15 protein-coding genes are annotated in these 17,455 nt (G+C 46.9%); 2 read left to right on the plus strand and 13 right to left on the minus strand.

The features are described 5' to 3' along the window. Position 1 precedes the first annotated feature (1 nt). From FGQ86_RS04160 to FGQ86_RS04195, 8 genes are read right to left on the minus strand one after another with little or no spacing between them, the layout of a single operon-like run. Complete coding sequence (locus FGQ86_RS04160) at positions 2 to 1,063, minus strand: glycosyltransferase (RefSeq protein WP_052083860.1); 1,062 nt, start codon at positions 1,061 to 1,063, stop codon at positions 2 to 4. Further along, complete coding sequence (locus FGQ86_RS04165; protein WP_138303057.1) at positions 1,038 to 2,453, minus strand: hypothetical protein; 1,416 nt, start codon at positions 2,451 to 2,453, stop codon at positions 1,038 to 1,040. The genes FGQ86_RS04160 and FGQ86_RS04165 overlap by 26 nt, the downstream gene beginning before the upstream one ends. Next, positions 2,434 to 3,474 carry a glycosyltransferase gene (locus FGQ86_RS04170; RefSeq protein WP_033124826.1) on the minus strand — a complete coding sequence of 347 codons (1,041 nt, stop codon included), beginning with the start codon at positions 3,472 to 3,474 and terminating at the stop codon, positions 2,434 to 2,436. The genes FGQ86_RS04165 and FGQ86_RS04170 overlap by 20 nt, the downstream gene beginning before the upstream one ends. Then, positions 3,461 to 4,558, minus strand: coding sequence for a glycosyltransferase family 4 protein (locus tag FGQ86_RS04175; protein WP_033124825.1), 1,098 nt, complete (start codon positions 4,556 to 4,558; stop codon positions 3,461 to 3,463). The genes FGQ86_RS04170 and FGQ86_RS04175 overlap by 14 nt, the downstream gene beginning before the upstream one ends. Before the next feature lie 12 nt (positions 4,559 to 4,570). Then, complete coding sequence (locus FGQ86_RS04180; protein ID WP_138303058.1) at positions 4,571 to 5,770, minus strand: glycosyltransferase family 4 protein; 1,200 nt, start codon at positions 5,768 to 5,770, stop codon at positions 4,571 to 4,573. After that, positions 5,767 to 6,447, minus strand: a complete 681-nt coding sequence (locus FGQ86_RS04185) for a CpsD/CapB family tyrosine-protein kinase (RefSeq protein WP_138303059.1) — start codon at positions 6,445 to 6,447, stop codon at positions 5,767 to 5,769. Before FGQ86_RS04185 ends, FGQ86_RS04180 begins: the two co-directional genes overlap by 4 nt. Before the next feature lie 22 nt (positions 6,448 to 6,469). Next, positions 6,470 to 7,171, minus strand: coding sequence for a Wzz/FepE/Etk N-terminal domain-containing protein (locus FGQ86_RS04190; RefSeq protein WP_033124823.1), 702 nt, complete (start codon positions 7,169 to 7,171; stop codon positions 6,470 to 6,472). Between the two features lie 9 nt (positions 7,172 to 7,180). Beyond that, positions 7,181 to 7,900, minus strand: a complete 720-nt coding sequence (locus tag FGQ86_RS04195) for a CpsB/CapC family capsule biosynthesis tyrosine phosphatase (RefSeq protein ID WP_033124822.1) — start codon at positions 7,898 to 7,900, stop codon at positions 7,181 to 7,183. A 77-nt stretch (positions 7,901 to 7,977) separates the two neighbouring features. Between FGQ86_RS04195 and FGQ86_RS04200 the strand changes: the two genes are divergently transcribed. After that, complete coding sequence (locus FGQ86_RS04200) at positions 7,978 to 9,072, plus strand: acyltransferase (RefSeq protein WP_033124821.1); 1,095 nt, start codon at positions 7,978 to 7,980, stop codon at positions 9,070 to 9,072. On the opposite strand, the gene FGQ86_RS04205 is transcribed toward FGQ86_RS04200, so the two are convergent. Next, complete coding sequence (locus tag FGQ86_RS04205; protein WP_033124820.1) at positions 9,067 to 9,687, minus strand: immunoglobulin-like domain-containing protein; 621 nt, start codon at positions 9,685 to 9,687, stop codon at positions 9,067 to 9,069. The genes FGQ86_RS04200 and FGQ86_RS04205 overlap by 6 nt on opposite strands. A 24-nt stretch (positions 9,688 to 9,711) precedes the next feature. Further along, on the minus strand, positions 9,712 to 11,217 hold the full coding sequence (locus FGQ86_RS04210; protein ID WP_243127154.1) for a sugar transferase: 1,506 nt from the start codon (positions 11,215 to 11,217) through the stop codon (positions 9,712 to 9,714). 95 nt (positions 11,218 to 11,312) lie between these two features. Here FGQ86_RS04210 and FGQ86_RS04215 point away from each other — a divergent pair, with 95 nt between their 5' ends. Continuing rightward, on the plus strand, positions 11,313 to 11,537 hold the full coding sequence (locus tag FGQ86_RS04215) for a helix-turn-helix transcriptional regulator (protein ID WP_138303060.1): 225 nt from the start codon (positions 11,313 to 11,315) through the stop codon (positions 11,535 to 11,537). A 61-nt stretch (positions 11,538 to 11,598) separates the two neighbouring features. Here the strand turns inward: FGQ86_RS04215 and ilvA are convergent, their stop codons facing one another. The 3 genes from ilvA to smc all read right to left on the minus strand — a co-directional run bounded on the left by ilvA (position 11,599) and on the right by smc (position 17,455). Continuing rightward, positions 11,599 to 12,819, minus strand: coding sequence for a threonine ammonia-lyase (ilvA, locus tag FGQ86_RS04220; RefSeq protein ID WP_138303061.1), 1,221 nt, complete (start codon positions 12,817 to 12,819; stop codon positions 11,599 to 11,601). Positions 12,820 to 12,888: 69 nt separating this feature from the next. Next, positions 12,889 to 13,836 carry a signal recognition particle-docking protein FtsY gene (gene ftsY / locus FGQ86_RS04225; protein WP_138303062.1) on the minus strand — a complete coding sequence of 316 codons (948 nt, stop codon included), beginning with the start codon at positions 13,834 to 13,836 and terminating at the stop codon, positions 12,889 to 12,891. Positions 13,837 to 13,873: 37 nt separating this feature from the next. Then, on the minus strand, positions 13,874 to 17,455 hold the full coding sequence (gene smc / locus FGQ86_RS04230; RefSeq protein ID WP_138303063.1) for a chromosome segregation protein SMC: 3,582 nt from the start codon (positions 17,453 to 17,455) through the stop codon (positions 13,874 to 13,876).

Below are 17,455 nucleotides of genomic sequence, written 5' to 3' on the forward strand. Positions count from 1 at the left end.
GTCAGTTTCCTCCTCTGTATCTATTTTGAAGACAGGCAAGGATATACAAAATGTTCTTCCATTTTAAAAGCATTGCCAATGAAAATATCCTCTGCTTGACCGGCAGCTTCTGCCAGGGATATTCCCGCAGGACCTCAGAAATATGACTCTCACGGCAATATGCAAGTATCTTTCTTTTTGACTTTCCCGCTTCACCATTTCTCCTGCCGACAGATGCCTCCATCATGATGCAGGTACGCACATTTGCAATTAAAGTGCGCTGCAATGGCAACTTCCCATACTGGTATGCTCCCATCTCCTTCAGAAGCTTTTTCTCATAGCAGAATAGCCGGATTATCTTTTCAAATCTATCGCTTCTGTATGACTTTGAAAGGCTTCCCGCATTCTGGCAATAATAATATACCGGGGCATGGAGCACTTCCGCACATCTTACATATTTCAGGCAGCGGATGTGAAAAATAATATCCTCAGAAATATATTCCCTTTCTGACGGAAACCGAACATCTTCGTTATCAAACAACTGTCTGGAATACAGATTTTTCCAAACAGACATCCCTATACGATCATCATATCTGTCTTCCGGCCGGGAGCCCAACATATTGGCTAGCAGGATCCTGATAACATCCTCGCCGATAATCTTATCAGGAATCCCTTCATTTCGGAAACACTGCTCATATCCGCTGTCATATTTTTTTATATAACCGCCCACGACCAAATCCGCGTTGGATGCTTTTGCTCTGTCATACAGCTTTTCACACATATCAGGTGCTATGTAATCATCCGAATCCACAAAGGCAACATACTCTCCCTCTGCCGCAGCTATACCAGTATTCCGTGCATACCCAAGGCCCTCATTTTTTTTATGTATCACACAGATTCTGTTATCCTTAACAGCCCACTGATCGCACTGCCGGCTGCATATTTCTTCAGATCCGTCATCTACGATAATGATTTCAAAGTCTCTCAAAGACTGTTTGACAAGACTTTCCATGCATCTATCCAGATAGATTCCAGTGTTATATACAGGTACAATAATACTAATCTTTTTTAATGGACTCATCATTCTCTTCCCCACTCCTTCCCTTCATAAAGATAAAAGGCACTGCCAGCATAAAATACGCGAGATAACCACTGTTTTCCACACGTAGAGCACTGTTATAAAACACCTGCAAAATACAAGTAACAGCACATATGGCTGCTGTCCCGCAATAGATTTGGGCCGTTTCATCCAGAAAACGGCGCATAATAAGTGCTTTTGCAGATATGCTTATATAAAATCCAAGGTACAGGAATAATCCGACAAATCCTGTCTCCAGAAACAAAAACGCCTGCAGCAGATAAGTATAATGGATCGTCTCGCCATACTGCTGGAAAAAGCCGCTGTTAAAAAATGTGGAAGTCTCACAGCTTCCCAGACCAAATCCAAACAACCGCTGCGAAATGGTATGCAGAAATTCATTGCAAATCCGGGATATAGCCGTCAGACGGTTCAAGTCTGTCTCCGTACTGTATCCCCCCTGTCCCGTATAATCCAGAATCTGATTCACAGAGAACTCCCATCCCGGAAAGACTGCATTAAACAACTGCAATCCTATAAAGAGTCCTGCGGCCGCCCCTATCAGCATCAAGATTGTTCTGGAAGAAAACCGCGTCAGAAGTATACTTACTGCCAGGATCAGCACATATTCCATAAACCAGAATTTCAACTCACTCAGAGCAGCTATATACAAACTTCCCGCAGAGACATACAGAAAGATCCAAAACGAAAGTCTCCGAGCCATATACATCACGCAGACAAAAGAGACATATATACACAAATAAGTGTTCATATATCCATTACATCCCATCTGCGTTCCAAATAGTCCTCCCAGATTATCCTGACTGTATCCCTGTATCCAGAACTGGAAAGATACGATAAGAATATTGGCATGAAAAAGCCAGGAAAAAAGCCGCATAAGATTTTCCACATCATCGACATCTAGAATAACAACACAGGAGAAGAAAAACAGAAAAAACCTCATTAGATTTCTGTAGGACCAACAGATCAGCAGTATATCCACCTGCTGGAAAAGTGCTGACAGCGTACCTATCACAAAAAAGGCGCCGGCCAGAACAAGTGGAAACACAAAATAGTATCTATCGTTTTTTTCAAACAGAGTTTTCAAAGCCAGTCCCAGGCACAGGAGCATCATAAGATCCATAGCTAAATCAAGGCTATCCGGCATCCCGAACTGAGAAATCATCCATTTTTCCACACAGCAGTAAAAGATCATCAGGTAGATGATCCAGGCCGGACGCCTCAAAAGTAAAAGAATACATCCCCCACCACAAAGCGCTGCTGTCTCCAGTATCATATAATCTTCTCTGATTCCTATAAACATCATAGCAAAGACGATTGCATATCCCGCTATGAAAAGAAGAAACGTTTTCTTTTTACCTTGTATTTTCATCATATAGCCTGCCTGTCTTTTTTAAACAATTTACAATCTGCTCACCCAACGCATACAAAGAAAAACTGTTTTCATAACTTTTCCTGGAAGCCTCGCACATGCGCCTGTACAAGATCGGATCCTCGGAAAGCATACAGATTTTCTCCACCAGTTCCCCCTCACTCTTTCTGATAATAAATCCGTCAACCCCATCTTTTATATATTCTTCCACGGCCCGTGATTCTGTCACAATTACAGGCTTTGCAAATTGTTTTGCCTGTAAAATGACAAGCTGACCGGATGAGATTCTTTTGTCTTTCAAGGCGATGACAACACAAAAGCACTCTGCAATCATCTGGAAAAAATCTTCATAGTAGGTATTTTTATAGACCGTAAAATTTTCTTCGGTTTTCCTGTCTATACTGTCACAGACAATTTTCACCTCGTATGGGTGACCTCTCAGTGCCCGAAATAGGAATTCATAATCTCGGTTACTTCTCCCTGCAGACAAAATATAGGGCTCCGTCTTCTTCCTCTTTATACCTCCGGTCAGATCTTCCAGACCCAGCCTGCAGCTTAGGAGCTTTCCTGCCGGAACGCCAAATAATTTTTCGTAATATTTTTTTTCATACTCCGAATAAACAACAATACAATCCAAATACTTACTATTGATGATCTTTTTTATAAATCTGTATTGCAAAGCACCTGCTGCGCCCTTTCTCCGATTATAGATAAAAGTCATGACCATACAGTAATTCTTTTTTTTCACATGGAAGAGCAAACAATAAAACGCATAAAAAATTCCATAATACTGTTGCAATGCGATTAGATTGTCAATCTCGTTCCTGTGTAAAAAAAGCCGGAATGGGAAGATCAGAAAATTTATATAGCGTCGGATTTTCTCCTTTCGTCCGGACAATTTATACTTCAGCCCGCCGTGGGAGGCTGTCCACCTTTCACCAGTCAGCTCTGCAAGTATACTGTCAAAATTCCATCCGGGCCCAGGCACAGTATCCGTTACGATCATATTTTTACTTACTTTCATATACTTCCACCGTTCTTTCCGCAACCATTTCCCAGTTGTAACACCTGCCCACATAATCAGCAGCCTTCTCTCCCAGTCGGCAGCATTTTTCAGGATCTCTTAGCAATTCTTCCAAATGTCTCTGCAGATCATCAGTGTTTCCAGTGCAAAAGCTCTCCACACATCCCTCTGCCACATTTAGATTCTCTGGAATATCACTGACAAGACAGCACCGTCCATAGCTCATGGCTTCCAGAAGACTTATCGGCATTCCCTCAATCTCACTAGGCAGAACATATACAGCCGCGTTACTAAACAGTTCCTCCAAAAGTTCTCCCTCCACAAATCCGGTAAAGATAATCTTCTCACTGTTTCCTGCAAGCTCCAAGATCTGCCTGCCGTATTCCTGTGCATAGGGGCAGTTTCCAGCGACCACCAGCTTTTTCTCTGTATCTATATTCTTGTAGGCATTTATAAGATAATGGAGCCCTTTTTCAGGTACGATCCGGGCGAGAAAAAGGATATACCCTTCTTTTTCCAGGCCGAATTTTTTCCGAATTAGATTCGGTCTGCGCTTAGGCATCGGATCAACTCCGTTCGGAATATAGTTTGTTCGCCTCCCATACTGTTCCATGAAATATCTCTGAACATCTTTTGACAAGACTATAATCTGATCCGCATATTTAACTGCAAACTTTTCACCAACAAGGAGCATTTTTGACGCAAACCTGCTCCACTTTGCCCGCCTCCAGTCCAATCCATGTATAGTCACAGCTATCTTCTTGTGGAACAGATGCGGAAGCCAGAGCATTAAGCAGGATCCCTCTGCATGATAGTGAAGAATGTCATACCCCCGGGTCAGGGCACGGAGAGTAGAAAAGAATGCTGCAATAATGGCATCCAGATTTTTCCTGTGAACAGTAAACGAATAGTACATACGCATGCCTTTATATTCTCTGATCTGCTCCCCCTCGGGCATTCTGCGGTTATATATATCAATCTGTATTCCCCGTTTCATAAGATGTTCCGATAATTTTTCTACGACGATCTCCACACCGCCACTGCGGGATGGGATTTGCTTATGTCCAATCATTGCAACCTTCATATCTTCTGTATATCAGAGAAAGCTCCTATAGATTTTCTCCATTTCCTTTCCATATTTCTCCAGAGACCAGAGACATTTCCTGGTTTCTGCACAATATCTGCTCATTCGTTCTATCTGCCCCGGTTGCTCCAGAAGTGACTTCACAGACCTGTCCAGAGAATCGATTCCAAATGGCTCGCGGACCAGCACCCCGTTTTCCCCATCACGAATCAAATCCCTTGTGCCTCCTCTCCCGCTTGCGACAACAGGAGTCCCCAGGGAGATGGACTCCAGTACTGACAGAGGACAATTTTCATAGCAGACCGATGGAAAAACGACCAGCTTAGCCCCTGCAATTGTCTCATATAGCTTTTCGCCTGTAAGTACGCCTAGATATTGGACATTAGAGCGGGAACAGCAGCTTTCCTTCAAAGGACCGCTCCCCGCAATTTTAAACTGCAATTCAGGATGTCTGGACGCCAGCTGCAGAAATAGTTGAATTCCTTTTTCCTGTGATAGTCTTCCAAAATATAAAATATAATCTTTCTTTATGAAGTTCTCCATGTGAGATGGAACCATGATAAAATTGGGGATAACTTTTGTCTTCCCCTGATACCGTTTCTTGGTGCACAGAACAGACTCCATAAAAGAGCTCGGACAGATATACAGAGCCACCTTATCGTAAGTTGTTTTCAGGCTATAAAAGAGCCCTTCCACAGATCCGATCAAGCTTTTTAAAACTGAACCGTGGATACATCTGTAACGCACGCAATTCCACTTGCTTCCTTCAATACATTTTCTGCATATTTCTTCTTTTTCTGCATTGTACAGAAGATGACTGGGACAGACCATCTGGGAATCATGGACCGTCTGGACAACAGGAATATTTTTCTTCCAGGCAGCATCAATGACCGAGGGAGTAATTTGAAAATTTATGTTATTCAGATGCACAATATCCGGTCTGAACCGTTCCAGCAGCTCTGAAAATTTCCTGTATGCTTCAAAAGAGTATATGATTTTGACAGGATATAAGAGAGTTCTTAAACCTGTACTGTGAAAATCCATGTGAGAGGTATACAGTCCCCATTTATTTCCCACCTCATTCTTCTGATCAAGCATTCCAAAATACATGACCTCATGTCCGTGTTCTTCGAAATATTTCCCAAGTCTCAAAACATAGGACTCCGCTCCACCCCGCTGGTACAAAAATTTATTGACGAATAAAATTTTCATTTTCTGCTTACCTTGTGTTGATACTCTTTGTATTGTACATAATACTTATTTTGGGTCATATCGACTTTATTTAAGATTGCTCCCAAGATGGGACATCCTGTCTTCTCTAGCTGTTCCTTTACCTCTTGAGCGAACTTATAACTGATCTTATCTGACTCGATCACAAGCACTGCTCCGTCACATTCTTTAGCGATGACTGCACAGTCTATGACACTCCCAAGGGGCGGTGTATCAATAATCACATAATCATATTCTTTCCTCACCTGATGCACCAGTTCCTGAAACCTTTCCCCTCCCAGCAGCTCTGCCGGATTCGGTGGAACCGGTCCTGAAAAAATAATATCCAATTCCGGAAATTCCGTTGAATAGATAATCTCTTTGATTTCCGCCTGCTCTGTCAGATAGTTGGTAAGACCATCCACTTTATCTTTAACCCGAACTCTAGCCTTCAAGACAGATTTTCGCAGGTCGGCATCGATAAACAGGGTTCCTTTGCCCGCCTCCGCCATAGAAAGAGCCAGATTCAGAGAAACACTACTTTTCCCTTCATTTGGTATACTACTTGTAAATGCGATTACTTTCTTGTTTCCTCCACAAAGTTGTATATTTGTACGCAGTTTTTTATATGCCTCATCACTGAAATAATCCAGCTGTTTTAATGCTAATTTAATTTTCATTTTTTCTCCGCCTTTCAGCATTTTATTTCTTTTTTCCTATTTTTTTATTTATAGCCGGTATCATGCCCAGCGTGCTGATATTCAGATACCGTTCCACATCCTCTGTACTTTTTATCTTATCATTTACAAGGCCTTTTACGGTCACCGTCACCAGCACCAGGAAGACTGCGACGATACCGGCAAGCAGAGCGTACTTTACAGATCCGACGCCTGCTGGAGTATCTGGAATATTGGCATAGTCTACGACATTGACAGATTGAGTGCTCATAACCTTTTGAATATGCTGCGCCGATACTTCTCGCACTTCATCTGCAATTTCCGCTGCCAGATAGGGATCTTCGTCTGACACTGTAATATAGATTACCCGCGTTTCCGACGGTGCAAGGATAGTCAGTTTTTTAAGGAGATCCTCATACTCTATGTCCAACTGAAGCTTAACAATCACCTGTTCAATCACCGTCCTGCTCTGGATCAATTCCTGATAATCTCTCGTCAGAGCTGTACTAGCTTCCATATCTCCGTTTGTCACTGTGCCGCTCTCCTGTTTTGCAAGAACATACATTTTCGTCGTTGATTCATACTGCCTTGGCAGGAGCGTTACTGATAGCAGCATGGCAGCCAGGGCTGCCGCGAGACCGCTTAAAAGAATAATTGCCATATTCTTCCATATTTCTGTTAATATTTTTTTCGTATCTATTTCAAATCTTTCATTGTCCCTTTTCATACTTGTCAGCTATCTTCCTTCCATTATTTTTTGTGGATGATCAATCATGATCCTCCGCATATAATTACTACCGTACTTCTTTGTAAGATACGCAGCACAGGCTCCCAGATCAGGCTTTCTGCGTCTTAGTCCGTGTGCATCAGATCCAATCAGATCCAACAGATCGTACTTAATAAGAGACCGACAGAACTTCTTGGCAGATATGCCATTCTGTCCCAAGACACTTCCTGCATTGACAGATATCAACACTCCCAGGTCTGACAGTTCCTCCAGAAATGTAAAATCTTTCGTTACACAGTCATATCGCTCCGCATGCGCGAGAACAGGAGTCCAACCATAACTCAGCACACCGCAGAGTGTCTCTCTTAGTTCCACCTGACTTGTTCCTGCACCAAACTCAATCAGAGCATGGTCAGATCCTCCCAGGAAGAATTTTCTGTGCTCTTCCAAGGTGTCTAAAAGCCTATCATCCGCATAAAATTCACATCCAGGATAGACTGTCAGGTCAGGACCGATTCTGTGGGCCATTTCACAGATCTGCTGGATAAGGACATCCAGTTTTTCCTGCTTTGTCTCAAACATCCCCCTCCTGTAATGAGGCGTCAAAAAAATATGACGCACCCCTTGGTTGTACTCCATTGCCAACATACCCTCCGACTCTTTTTCTGTTTCTGCTCCATCATCAACTCCCGGCAGCAGATGACAGTGTATATCATACAATCCTGTCATAAATAACCTCCTATACTTGCTTATTTTTTGAAATCCGTCTACAATAAAATTACCATTTACAAACAGGAGGTACTTTTATGAATACAACAAATGAAAAATCCCGTCTCCACTATCTTGATCTTCTAAAAACAATTGCTATTTTCTGTGTTATTCTCTATCACAGTCTCACTGTGTCAGGAAATGTCAGATCAGGATCTCTAGTTTCCTATTTCAACTACTTCATCATTTCCTGTCTTTCAATATGTATGCCCGTATTTTTTGCAGTAAATGGTGGCCTCCTGTTTAATAAATCTTTTCATTTAAAAAAACATATCCGTAAAATGGCACATATGATATTTCTTGTCATCGTATGGGATATGGGAAATGTACTGGTCAAAGCGACTTTTCTGTATCATACTGCAGACCCTGCTTCTATCCTCCGGCATTTTTGGAGCTTTGACGCGGGCTGGAGCAATCAGCTCTGGTTTCTTATGGCTCTTTTTGTCCTGTATTTTTTCTTTCCCATCCTGAAGGCGACCTACGATACTAAAAAGCATACCTTTTTAATTTTTACAGCCGCATCGCTGGTAATTGTCTGCGGAAACAATATGCTGCTAATCTGTACCCGCCTAGTCGCATTTCTTTTTCATGCTCCTGTTCCTACTTCCGACATAAACTTTTTCAATCAATTTAATCCCTTCAGGGGCATATATGGCTTTTCCTTTGCCTACTTCCTTGTCGGCGCTCTGTTAGTCACTCATATCCGTCATCTTTCACAAAAGCTTTCTTTTATGCTCGCTCTTATTTTATATCTTGCTAGCATGTTGTGTCTGACTCTATACGGAGTTATGTGCTCGTATGGACAAGATACCTATTTCGATCCTGTGTGGGGCGGAATGGAGACAATTTTTGTTCTCATCGGCACGCTCTGCATTTTCAGGTGTAGTCTTGCCTATAGGTATTCTGAAAAACGAATCTGTAGATATGTCAGATTTATTTCCGATCATTCTCTTGGAATATACCTACTGCAGTCTATTCTGGCTGACTTCATGCACACAGCACTATCCCATACTCCAATTTCCGGAAACATACTTATAAATATTGGGGCAGCACTAGTCCTTCTGTGGATCTGTGCTTTACTCTCTTCTGTGGCAAGCAAAATTCCGGTTCTGTCAAAAATCTTCACCTTATAAAACCGAGACGGTGAGTCTGGCAGCCGGTGACTGATTACCATCACTGTCCACCACATAATATTCCACCTGATACTGTCCTGCTATATTCGTGTCTATCTGCCCTGTCACATTGATACGAGTCCAAAGGTCTTCTTCTGTATCTTTATCGTCGATAATTTCCTTTACATAATCAAGCGCATTAAAAACGGAGCCTACCGGAAGCTCCAATCCATTGGTGGTCAAAATAATCTGTGGAACTGTACTTGCCGTCTCCACTGTTGTCTGTTGATCCTGTATGTTCTGGTCAGAATCACTCTGGTCAATAGTATAGCTTCTCTGACATTTAGCCACGTTATTGCTACTATCCTTAGCCACATAAATGACAGTCAGCATTTCCTCTTCTGTCTCCTTATATACAGATTCTATTCTCAAAGAATCCGTCACATCTCCATCCTGCCCATCCTCTGCTGTTACTCCCTGAAGCAGCTCCTCGTCTGATACTCCCATCGAATATGATCGCACTTCCGGAATTGAAATCACCGGAGGCTCTCTATCCTGCCTGATTTTCACAACACTCAGCACTCCGCCGAGCGCAACTGACAGCAGCAATAATACGGCAATTATCTTTGTTCTCATTTTTTTATCCTCTCATATTGTCTTCTATTTTGCACCCTGTCCACAGAGCACAACAAAAATCGTCTTAAACAATATTTTTATATCAAGTTCAAGACTCCAGTTCTGTATATACTGAAGATCAAGCTTAACTACATCTTCAAAATCTGTAATATCACTTCTTCCGCTTACTTGCCATAGGCCGGTAAGGCCAGGTTTAGTAGCAAGCCTTGCCCTGTGATGATAATCATATTTTTCCCATTCATCCAAAGTAGGGGGTCTGGTCCCCACAAGACTCATATCTCCCTTTAATATATTCCAAAACTGAGGAAATTCGTCAATAGACGTTTTTCTGATAAACCAGCCAATACCATGCCCATCTCCATTCTTTCCGCTTCCGATAATCCTAGGATCCCTCTCCAATTTGAACATCTGGCCTTGCATTTTATTTTCTTTAAGAAGCTCCTTCTTTCTCTCCTCAGCATCCATATACATACTGCGGAACTTATAGATTTTAAATGTTTTTCCATTTTTCCCTACTCTTGTCTGTGAAAAAAACACAGGACCCGGAGAAGAAAAATAAATGGCTGGCGCAATAAAAATTGTAAGAACTCCAGTTACAACCAGTCCTGTAATACCTCCGGCTATATCCATCATTCGCTTCAGGAACAACTGTTTTGAAGAAGCCACGCGGATTGCTGTAGAAAGTACAATATATCCTCCCAGATTTCCCAGAAGTTGATTCTGCACTTCACTATCCATCCCGCTCCGCTCCTCCTCAACAGCCACCACCGTATGTACAGTCATTCCCATGTTGATGAGCGCATCCTTCAGAGAGCGCAGTTCATCATTGTCCTGATCAGCATTGATCAATATGCCATCAATCCATTTGGTTCTCACATAATCAAGAATTTCACTTTTTAGACATACAATTTTTGTATTGTCAACATTCTTGCCTTTTAAATCGTCCCGATCCAACAGTACAATCCCTATCACTTCAATCTCAAAAGGAAAACTCCTCTTCATTTTCCTCATAACATCCTCTGTTCTGTCAAACGTTGTAATCACAAGAAGTGTCTTTCTTTCAAAGGAAGTCTTCCGACGCCTGAGAAGATACTGTTTCCATAGAGTTCTTTCCACATAAAGAAGAATAATAGAGACTACGGTAAAAAGCAGAAAATTTATACGTGAAAAATCCGCTCCGGTCTGGCTGAAAAAAAGATACAGGACCATCATCATACAAACAATGCATATGTGCTTGACCACCGCTTTAAATTCCTGAAGATATCCCCGCCTCATAATACCGCTGTATCCTTCTGCAAAAAAAACCGTACACAGATCAATCAGGCAAATCACAATCGCCATATTTAAATACAGCTGTATTTTATATGGATTCTGCAATCCATTTCTGGCTATATAAGAAATCACATACGCCGCTTGCAAAAAGAACAGATCCAGACACATAAAATCCCAGTGCTTCAGCCAGCCTTCCGAGGGCTTACGATACATACATTCACTCACATTCCTTTCCACAACAACTATATTTTGTGTCATATACTCAGCATCCACTGTTTATGTGCAACCATATAGTAGCATAAATGTAAAAAAAAGCAATTATTTGGTAGCATCACAATGAGGTGACAAACTATATGTATTTTCAACGTTTGGAAAATTTGATAATAGATAAAGATTTGACGCAGGCATATGTCGCCTCTTTTCTAGGATGTCAAAGAGAAGTATATCGCAGATATGAAAAGGGCACCCGACAGATTCCTGTTGATTTCCTCATTCATTTATCCGAACTATATAATGTCAGTATAGATTACTTAGTTGGTATCACAGATGAAAGAAAGCCATATCCAAGGAAAAAATAATCTTTTTTCTTAGATATGGCTCTCTTTTATTCAAATATATATTATCTTACATCATCAAATTCTAATACAGCTTTGCCCCGATCTCCCTGGGCTCGTATCCAACCTCCCGCAGAGCCTGCATGATCTGGTGCTTGTGCTCCGTGCCGAAGGCCTCCAGCGTGATACGCAGCTCCACAGCCGCGTTTCGGTTGGTGCTGACAAACTGATTGTGCTCCAGCCGGATGACATTGCCCTGGGCGTCAGCGATGGCTGTGGCCACACGCACAAGCTCGCCCGGCTTGTCCGGAAGGAGAACAGAGATGGAGAAGATGCGGTCTCTCTGGATCAGCCCGTGCTGCACAACAGAGGACATGGTGATCACATCCATGTTGCCGCCGCTTAAGATGCAGACTACCTTTTTATTCTTCACATCAAGCTGCTTCAGGGCGGCCACAGAGAGGAGTCCGGAGTTCTCCACCACCATCTTGTGGTTCTCCACCATGTCCAGGAATGCGCCTACCAGGTCGTCGTCCTCCACAGTGATGATGTCGTCCACATTCTCCTGCACATAGGGGAACACCTTCTCGCCCACCCGCTTCACGGCCGTGCCGTCGGCAATGGTGTTGGCGCTTGGCAGGGTGACGGGCTCGCCTGCCTCCAGAGCTGCCTTCATGCTTGCCGCGGCCGCGGGCTCCACACCGATTACCTTGATCTTGGGGTTCAGCATCTTTGCCAGAGTGGCCACGCCTGTGATCAGGCCGCCGCCCCCAATGGGAGCAAGGATATAGTCCACTGTGGGAAGCTCCTGGACAATCTCCATGGCGATGGTTCCCTGCCCTGTCGCCACATCCAGGTCGTCAAAGGGGTGGACAAAGGTCATGCCCTGCTCCTCGGCCAGCTTCAGCGCATAGGCGCAGGCATCGTCGTACACATCTCCGTGCAGGATCACATTGGCGCCGTAGCTCTTTGTGCGGTTCACCTTGATGAGCGGGGTCACTGTGGGCATGACGATAGTGGCCTTGCAGCCGAACTTCTGGGCCGCAAAGGCAACGCCCTGGGCGTGGTTGCCGGCAGAAGCCGTGATGAGTCCCTTCTCCCGCTCCTCCTCTGTCATGGTGCTGATCTTATAGTAGGCTCCTCTTACCTTGAAGGCTCCTGTGTACTGCATGTTCTCCGGTTTCAGATATACCTTGCACCCTGTCTGGGAGCTGAAGTACTCACTGTAAACAAGATCCGTGGGAAGGGTCACCTTCTTTACCAGTTCGCTTGCCTGTTCAAAATTTTCCAGTGTCAGTTTGTCCATCCTAATCTCCTGCCTTTCTCTTTTATTGTCTATTGTATATCGATTATATGATCACAGCAAGGTCGCCGCCTACTGCTCTTCCTCCCTGTCCGGGGAAACCGCGAAGAGCGCGTCCACAAATGTATCCGCGTCAAACTTCTGCAGATCGTCAATGGTCTCACCCACGCCGATATATTTCACCGGGATGCCAAGCTCAGCCTGTATGGCTACCGCGATACCGCCCTTGGCCGTCCCGTCCATCTTTGTCAGGATGATGCCTGTAATGTCGGCCACATCCTTGAATTCCTTCGCCTGCTGGAGGGCGTTCTGCCCGGTGGTGGCGTCCAGCACCACCAGCGTCTCCCGGAAGGCCTCCGGGTACTCCCGGTCGATGATCCTGTTCATCTTCCGCAGCTCCTCCATCAGGTTCTTCTTGTTGTGCAGTCTGCCGGCTGTATCGCACAGCAGCACATCCGCGTGACGCGCCTTGGCCGCCTGCACCGCGTCGTAGACGACAGCCGCCGGGTCAGAGCCCTCCTGGCCGCCGATGAGCTCTGCCTGGGCCCTGTTTGCCCACTCCCTGAGCTGCTCTCCCGCAGCGGCCCGGAAGGTGTCTGCCGCCGCCAGGATGACCTTTTTGTTCTGAGCCCGCAGCTTGCCCGCCAGCTTGCCGATGGTGGTGGTCTTGCCGACGCCGTTGACCCCCACTACCATGACCACAGAGGTCCGCTCCTCAAATTCATAGGCCGTCTCGCCCACATCCATCTGCTCCTTGATGCTGTCGATGAGGATCTGCCTGCAGTTAGAGGGCTCCTTGATATGCTGCTCCTTCACCTTGGCCCGCAGATCGTCCAGTATGTCCTCTGTGGCCGCAACTCCCAGGTCCCCCATGATGAGAACCTCCTCGAGCTCCTCGTAGAAATCCTCGTCAATATGGGAAAATCCGTGAAAAATGCTGTCCATTCCGGACACGATATTGTCCCTCGTCTTTGTGAGTCCGGAGACGAGTCTTCTGAAAAATCCTTTTTCCTCTGCCATATTCCTGCTCCTTTTTCTTTTTGATGCCGCCTCTCCTTTATTGCTGATGCTGCTTCTCCATCTCATTCAGTTCATTTTCCAGAAGGCTGACAGAAACCATGGTGGAGACTCCCTTCTCCTGCATGGTGATACCGTACAGCCTGTCCGCCGCTGTCATAGTCCCTCTCCTGTGGGTGATGACGATGAACTGGGTGTTCTTCGTCAGCTTGTGGAGATACTGGGCGAACCGGGTCACGTTGGAGTCGTCCAGGGCCGCCTCGATCTCATCCAGCAGACAGAAGGGGGAGGGCTTCAGGTTCTGGATGGCAAACAGAAGGGAAATGGCAGTCAGCGCCTTCTCGCCTCCCGAGAGCTGCATCATATTCTGCAGCTTCTTGCCTGGCGGCTGCGCGATGATACGGATGCCCGCCTCCAGGATGTCCTCGTCCTCCATCAGCTCCAGCGTTCCCTTGCCGCCGCCGAAGAGCTCCCTGAACACCTTGTCAAACTCCTGGGCGATACGTGCGAACTGCTCTGTGAACTGCCTGCGCATGGCCTCGTCCAGCTCCGCGATGATCTTCTCCAGAGTGGCCTCCGCCTCCACCAGGTCCTCGTGCTGCCCTTTCAGGAACTCGTACCTCTCGGACACGTCCTTGTAGTCCTCAATGGCATTCACATTGACAGAGCCAAGGCCCTTGATGTCGCTCTTCAGAGTCTGGATCTGCCTGCGCATGTAGGCCAGGTCCGTGAGGTTTTTGTCCCGCAGCTCCATGGCGTGGCTGTAGGTGATCTCATACTCCTCCCACATGTAGTTGATCTGTTTTTCCGAGGCCTCCTCAAAGCCCTCTTTCCGGCTCTCCAGGCGGAAGATCTCCTTGTCCAGGTCCGCCATGTGCCTGGAGAGTTCTTCCCGCTTCCCGAGGAAGGACTTGTGCTTCTGGCTCAGCTCCTCACGCTGCTTCACGCTCTCCTGGATCTGCTCCTCGATCTCCTGGAACAGCTCCTTTGAGTCCTCAATGGTCTGCCGTATCTTTCGGATCTGCTCCTCCTTGTCCTGGATCTCCCGGGAGGCGTCCTCCTTGTTCTCGCCCAGCTCTCTTTGCTCCTCCTCGAACTTGGCGATCTCCTCCTGGATACGCTCCTCATTTTCCAGGATAAAGGTGTGCTTCTGCTCCAGACCCGCAAAGGCCAGCTGCGCCTCCTCGGAGGCCTTCTGGCAGCGGATCTCCTCTTCCTTTTCCTGCTCCAGAAGCCGCTGATCCTCCTCCGTCTTCCGGGTGATATCCTGCTCCAGAGCTGTGGAGGTATCCAGCTCCACCGTGATGGACTCCTGGTTGTTGCTGATGTCCGTGATCTGCTGATCCAGCTCCTGGCTTTCTCTCTGGATGGCCCGGGAAGTCTCCAGGGCAGCCTGTATCCTCTCCTGGGACTGATCCAGGTTCATCTTGGCTGTGTTCTGGATGACGTAGGCCTTCTGGAGCTTCTGCTGGATCTCATCTATCGTCTCATAGCAGGCAGCCCTCTCCTTCCGGATGCTGTCCGCAGAGGCCTCCATCTCCTCCATCTCCTTTTTCAGACGGCGGACGGTCTTTTCAAATTCCTCGATCTCTCTTCTTCGGCTCAGAAGATTGCTGGAATTCTTAAAGGCTCCTCCTGTCATGGAGCCCCCGGGGTTCAAAAGCTCTCCCTCCAGAGTCACCAGGCGGAGGGTCTGCCTGTATTTCCGGGCAATGGCGATGCCGTGGTCGATATTGTCCACCACGACCGTCCTGCCGAGCAGGTTCTCCGCCAGGCCCCGGTACTGCTCTTCCACCTTTACGAGGGTGTTGGCAAGGCCCACAACCCCCTTTTCCCTCAGCGCCTCCGGCCGGGATATGCCCCTGCCTCCCCCGATGCCTGTAAGCGGGAGAAAGGTAGCCCTCCCATACCGGTTCTTCTTCAGGAAATCGATCATCCTCTTGGCCGTCTCCTCCGTGTCTGTGACAATGTTCTGGATGCTGCCTCCAAGGGCGGTCTCAATGGCAATCTCATACTCCTTGTCCACCTTGATGATGTCCGCCACCACGCCCAGGATGCCTTTTTCCTTTTCTCTTTGCTCCATAACCCTGCGGATGCTGCCGCCGTAGCCGTCATACCGCTCGGTGATATTTTTCAGGGACTCCAGGCGGGACTCCTCCCTGTGGTAGGCGGTCTGCCCCACCCGCAGCTTCTCCGTCTGTCCGGAGAGCTCCCTTTGCAGTCTCTCTATCTTCTGCTCACAGGCCTTGTTCTCATCGGAAAGGCCTCGGATCTTCTCCGAGATCTCCTCCAGCTTCTCCCTGTGCTCCTGCGCGTTCCTCTGCTCTTCCTCAGCCTCACTTCTGGCCCTGATGAGCCGCTGGTTCATCTGGGATTTGCGCACCTGGATCTGCTCCATCATGGTATCGTAGCGCTGGATCTTGGCCTGGGTGGAGGCTCTGCTGTTGAGGATCTCTATGATGTCATTCTTGCTCTTCTCCACCTGGTCCGTCAGTCCGGCGATGCGGCTCTGCACCTCGATGAGACGCTCCCTGGCCCTTTCTCTGGCCGCGGATTTTTCCCGCAGCTCCCCGGCAATCTCCTCCTTCTCCTTCTGGAACTGAAGGAGCTGATCCTTTCTCTCCTGGATCTCATGCTGAATGGTCTGGTATCGCTGTCCGAAATGCTCGTCCGTCATCCGGGCGCTGTTGATCTGCTCCTTTAAGAGCTCAATCTGGTTCTCCAGCTGCTGCTTCAGGAGATTGGTCTCATTTAACTGGCCCTTGGCCTTCTCGATGGAGTCGTCGATCTCGTCCACCTGGGCCTCGATGGCCTCGTACTCCTCCTTCATGGCGCTGTAGGAAGCGTCCGCCTCCTGAAGCTCTTCCCGGGAAACAGACAGCTTTTTTTCAGTCTCGCTGATCTGCTCCTTCAGGCGCTCTGTCTCCAGAAGAAACATGTTGATGTCAAATGTCTTCAGCTGCTCCTTCTTCTGCAGGTACTCCCTTGCCACCTCGGCCTGCCTTTTTAAGGGGCCGATCTGCCTCTCCAGCTCGGCGAGGATATCGTTTACCCTGAGAAGGTTCTGCCTCTCATCCTCCAGCTTCTTGACGGACATATTCTTTCTGCGCTTGAACTTCACAATGCCCGCCGCCTCATCGAAGAGCTCTCTTCTGTCCTCCGGCTTGCCGCTTAGGATCTTGTCGATCTGGCCCTGCCCGATGATGGAGTAGCCCTCCTTGCCGATGCCGGTGTCGTAGAACAGCTCATTGATGTCCTTCAGACGGCAGGGACTGCCGTTCAGGAGATACTCGCTCTCCCCGGATCGATACAGCTTTCTTGTGACCGTGACCTCCTCGTAGTCCACAGGGAGCTGATGATCCGAATTGTCCAGGGTAATGGCCACGGAGGCGTAGCTTAAAGGCCTGCGGTTCTCCGTCCCGGAGAAGATGACATCCTGCATGCTGCCGCCGCGCAGCTGCTTGACGCGCTGCTCGCCAAGAACCCAGCGCACAGCGTCCGCCACATTGCTCTTCCCGCTTCCGTTGGGGCCCACGATCCCGGTAATCCCGTTATGAAAATCGAATACGATCTTGTTTGCAAACGATTTAAAGCCCTGTATCTCGATACTTTTTAAATACAT

It is taken from the genome of Clostridium sp. BSD2780061688st1 H5, from assembly GCF_005845155.1.
Lineage (GTDB): Bacteria > Bacillota > Clostridia > Lachnospirales > Lachnospiraceae > Claveliimonas > Claveliimonas intestinigallinarum.

What these genes read in the sequence shown, in the direction of transcription:
- FGQ86_RS04160 (WP_052083860.1), bottom strand. Translation starts at nt 1,063, where the DNA reads ATGATGAGTCCATTAAAAAAGATTAGTATTATTGTACCTGTATATAAC.
- FGQ86_RS04165 (WP_138303057.1), bottom strand. Translation starts at nt 2,453, where the DNA reads ATGATGAAAATACAAGGTAAAAAGAAAACGTTTCTTCTTTTCATAGCG.
- FGQ86_RS04170 (WP_033124826.1), bottom strand. Translation starts at nt 3,474, where the DNA reads ATGAAAGTAAGTAAAAATATGATCGTAACGGATACTGTGCCTGGGCCC.
- FGQ86_RS04175 (WP_033124825.1), bottom strand. Translation starts at nt 4,558, where the DNA reads ATGAAGGTTGCAATGATTGGACATAAGCAAATCCCATCCCGCAGTGGC.
- FGQ86_RS04180 (WP_138303058.1), bottom strand. Translation starts at nt 5,770, where the DNA reads ATGAAAATTTTATTCGTCAATAAATTTTTGTACCAGCGGGGTGGAGCG.
- FGQ86_RS04185 (WP_138303059.1), bottom strand. Translation starts at nt 6,447, where the DNA reads ATGAAAATTAAATTAGCATTAAAACAGCTGGATTATTTCAGTGATGAG.
- FGQ86_RS04190 (WP_033124823.1), bottom strand. Translation starts at nt 7,171, where the DNA reads ATGAAAAGGGACAATGAAAGATTTGAAATAGATACGAAAAAAATATTA.
- FGQ86_RS04195 (WP_033124822.1), bottom strand. Translation starts at nt 7,900, where the DNA reads ATGACAGGATTGTATGATATACACTGTCATCTGCTGCCGGGAGTTGAT.
- FGQ86_RS04200 (WP_033124821.1), top strand. Translation starts at nt 7,978, where the DNA reads ATGAATACAACAAATGAAAAATCCCGTCTCCACTATCTTGATCTTCTA.
- FGQ86_RS04205 (WP_033124820.1), bottom strand. Translation starts at nt 9,687, where the DNA reads ATGAGAACAAAGATAATTGCCGTATTATTGCTGCTGTCAGTTGCGCTC.
- FGQ86_RS04210 (WP_243127154.1), bottom strand. Translation starts at nt 11,217, where the DNA reads ATGACACAAAATATAGTTGTTGTGGAAAGGAATGTGAGTGAATGTATG.
- FGQ86_RS04215 (WP_138303060.1), top strand. Translation starts at nt 11,313, where the DNA reads ATGTATTTTCAACGTTTGGAAAATTTGATAATAGATAAAGATTTGACG.
- ilvA (WP_138303061.1), bottom strand. Translation starts at nt 12,819, where the DNA reads ATGGACAAACTGACACTGGAAAATTTTGAACAGGCAAGCGAACTGGTA.
- ftsY (WP_138303062.1), bottom strand. Translation starts at nt 13,836, where the DNA reads ATGGCAGAGGAAAAAGGATTTTTCAGAAGACTCGTCTCCGGACTCACA.
- smc (WP_138303063.1), bottom strand. Translation starts at nt 17,455, where the DNA reads ATGTATTTAAAAAGTATCGAGATACAGGGCTTTAAATCGTTTGCAAAC.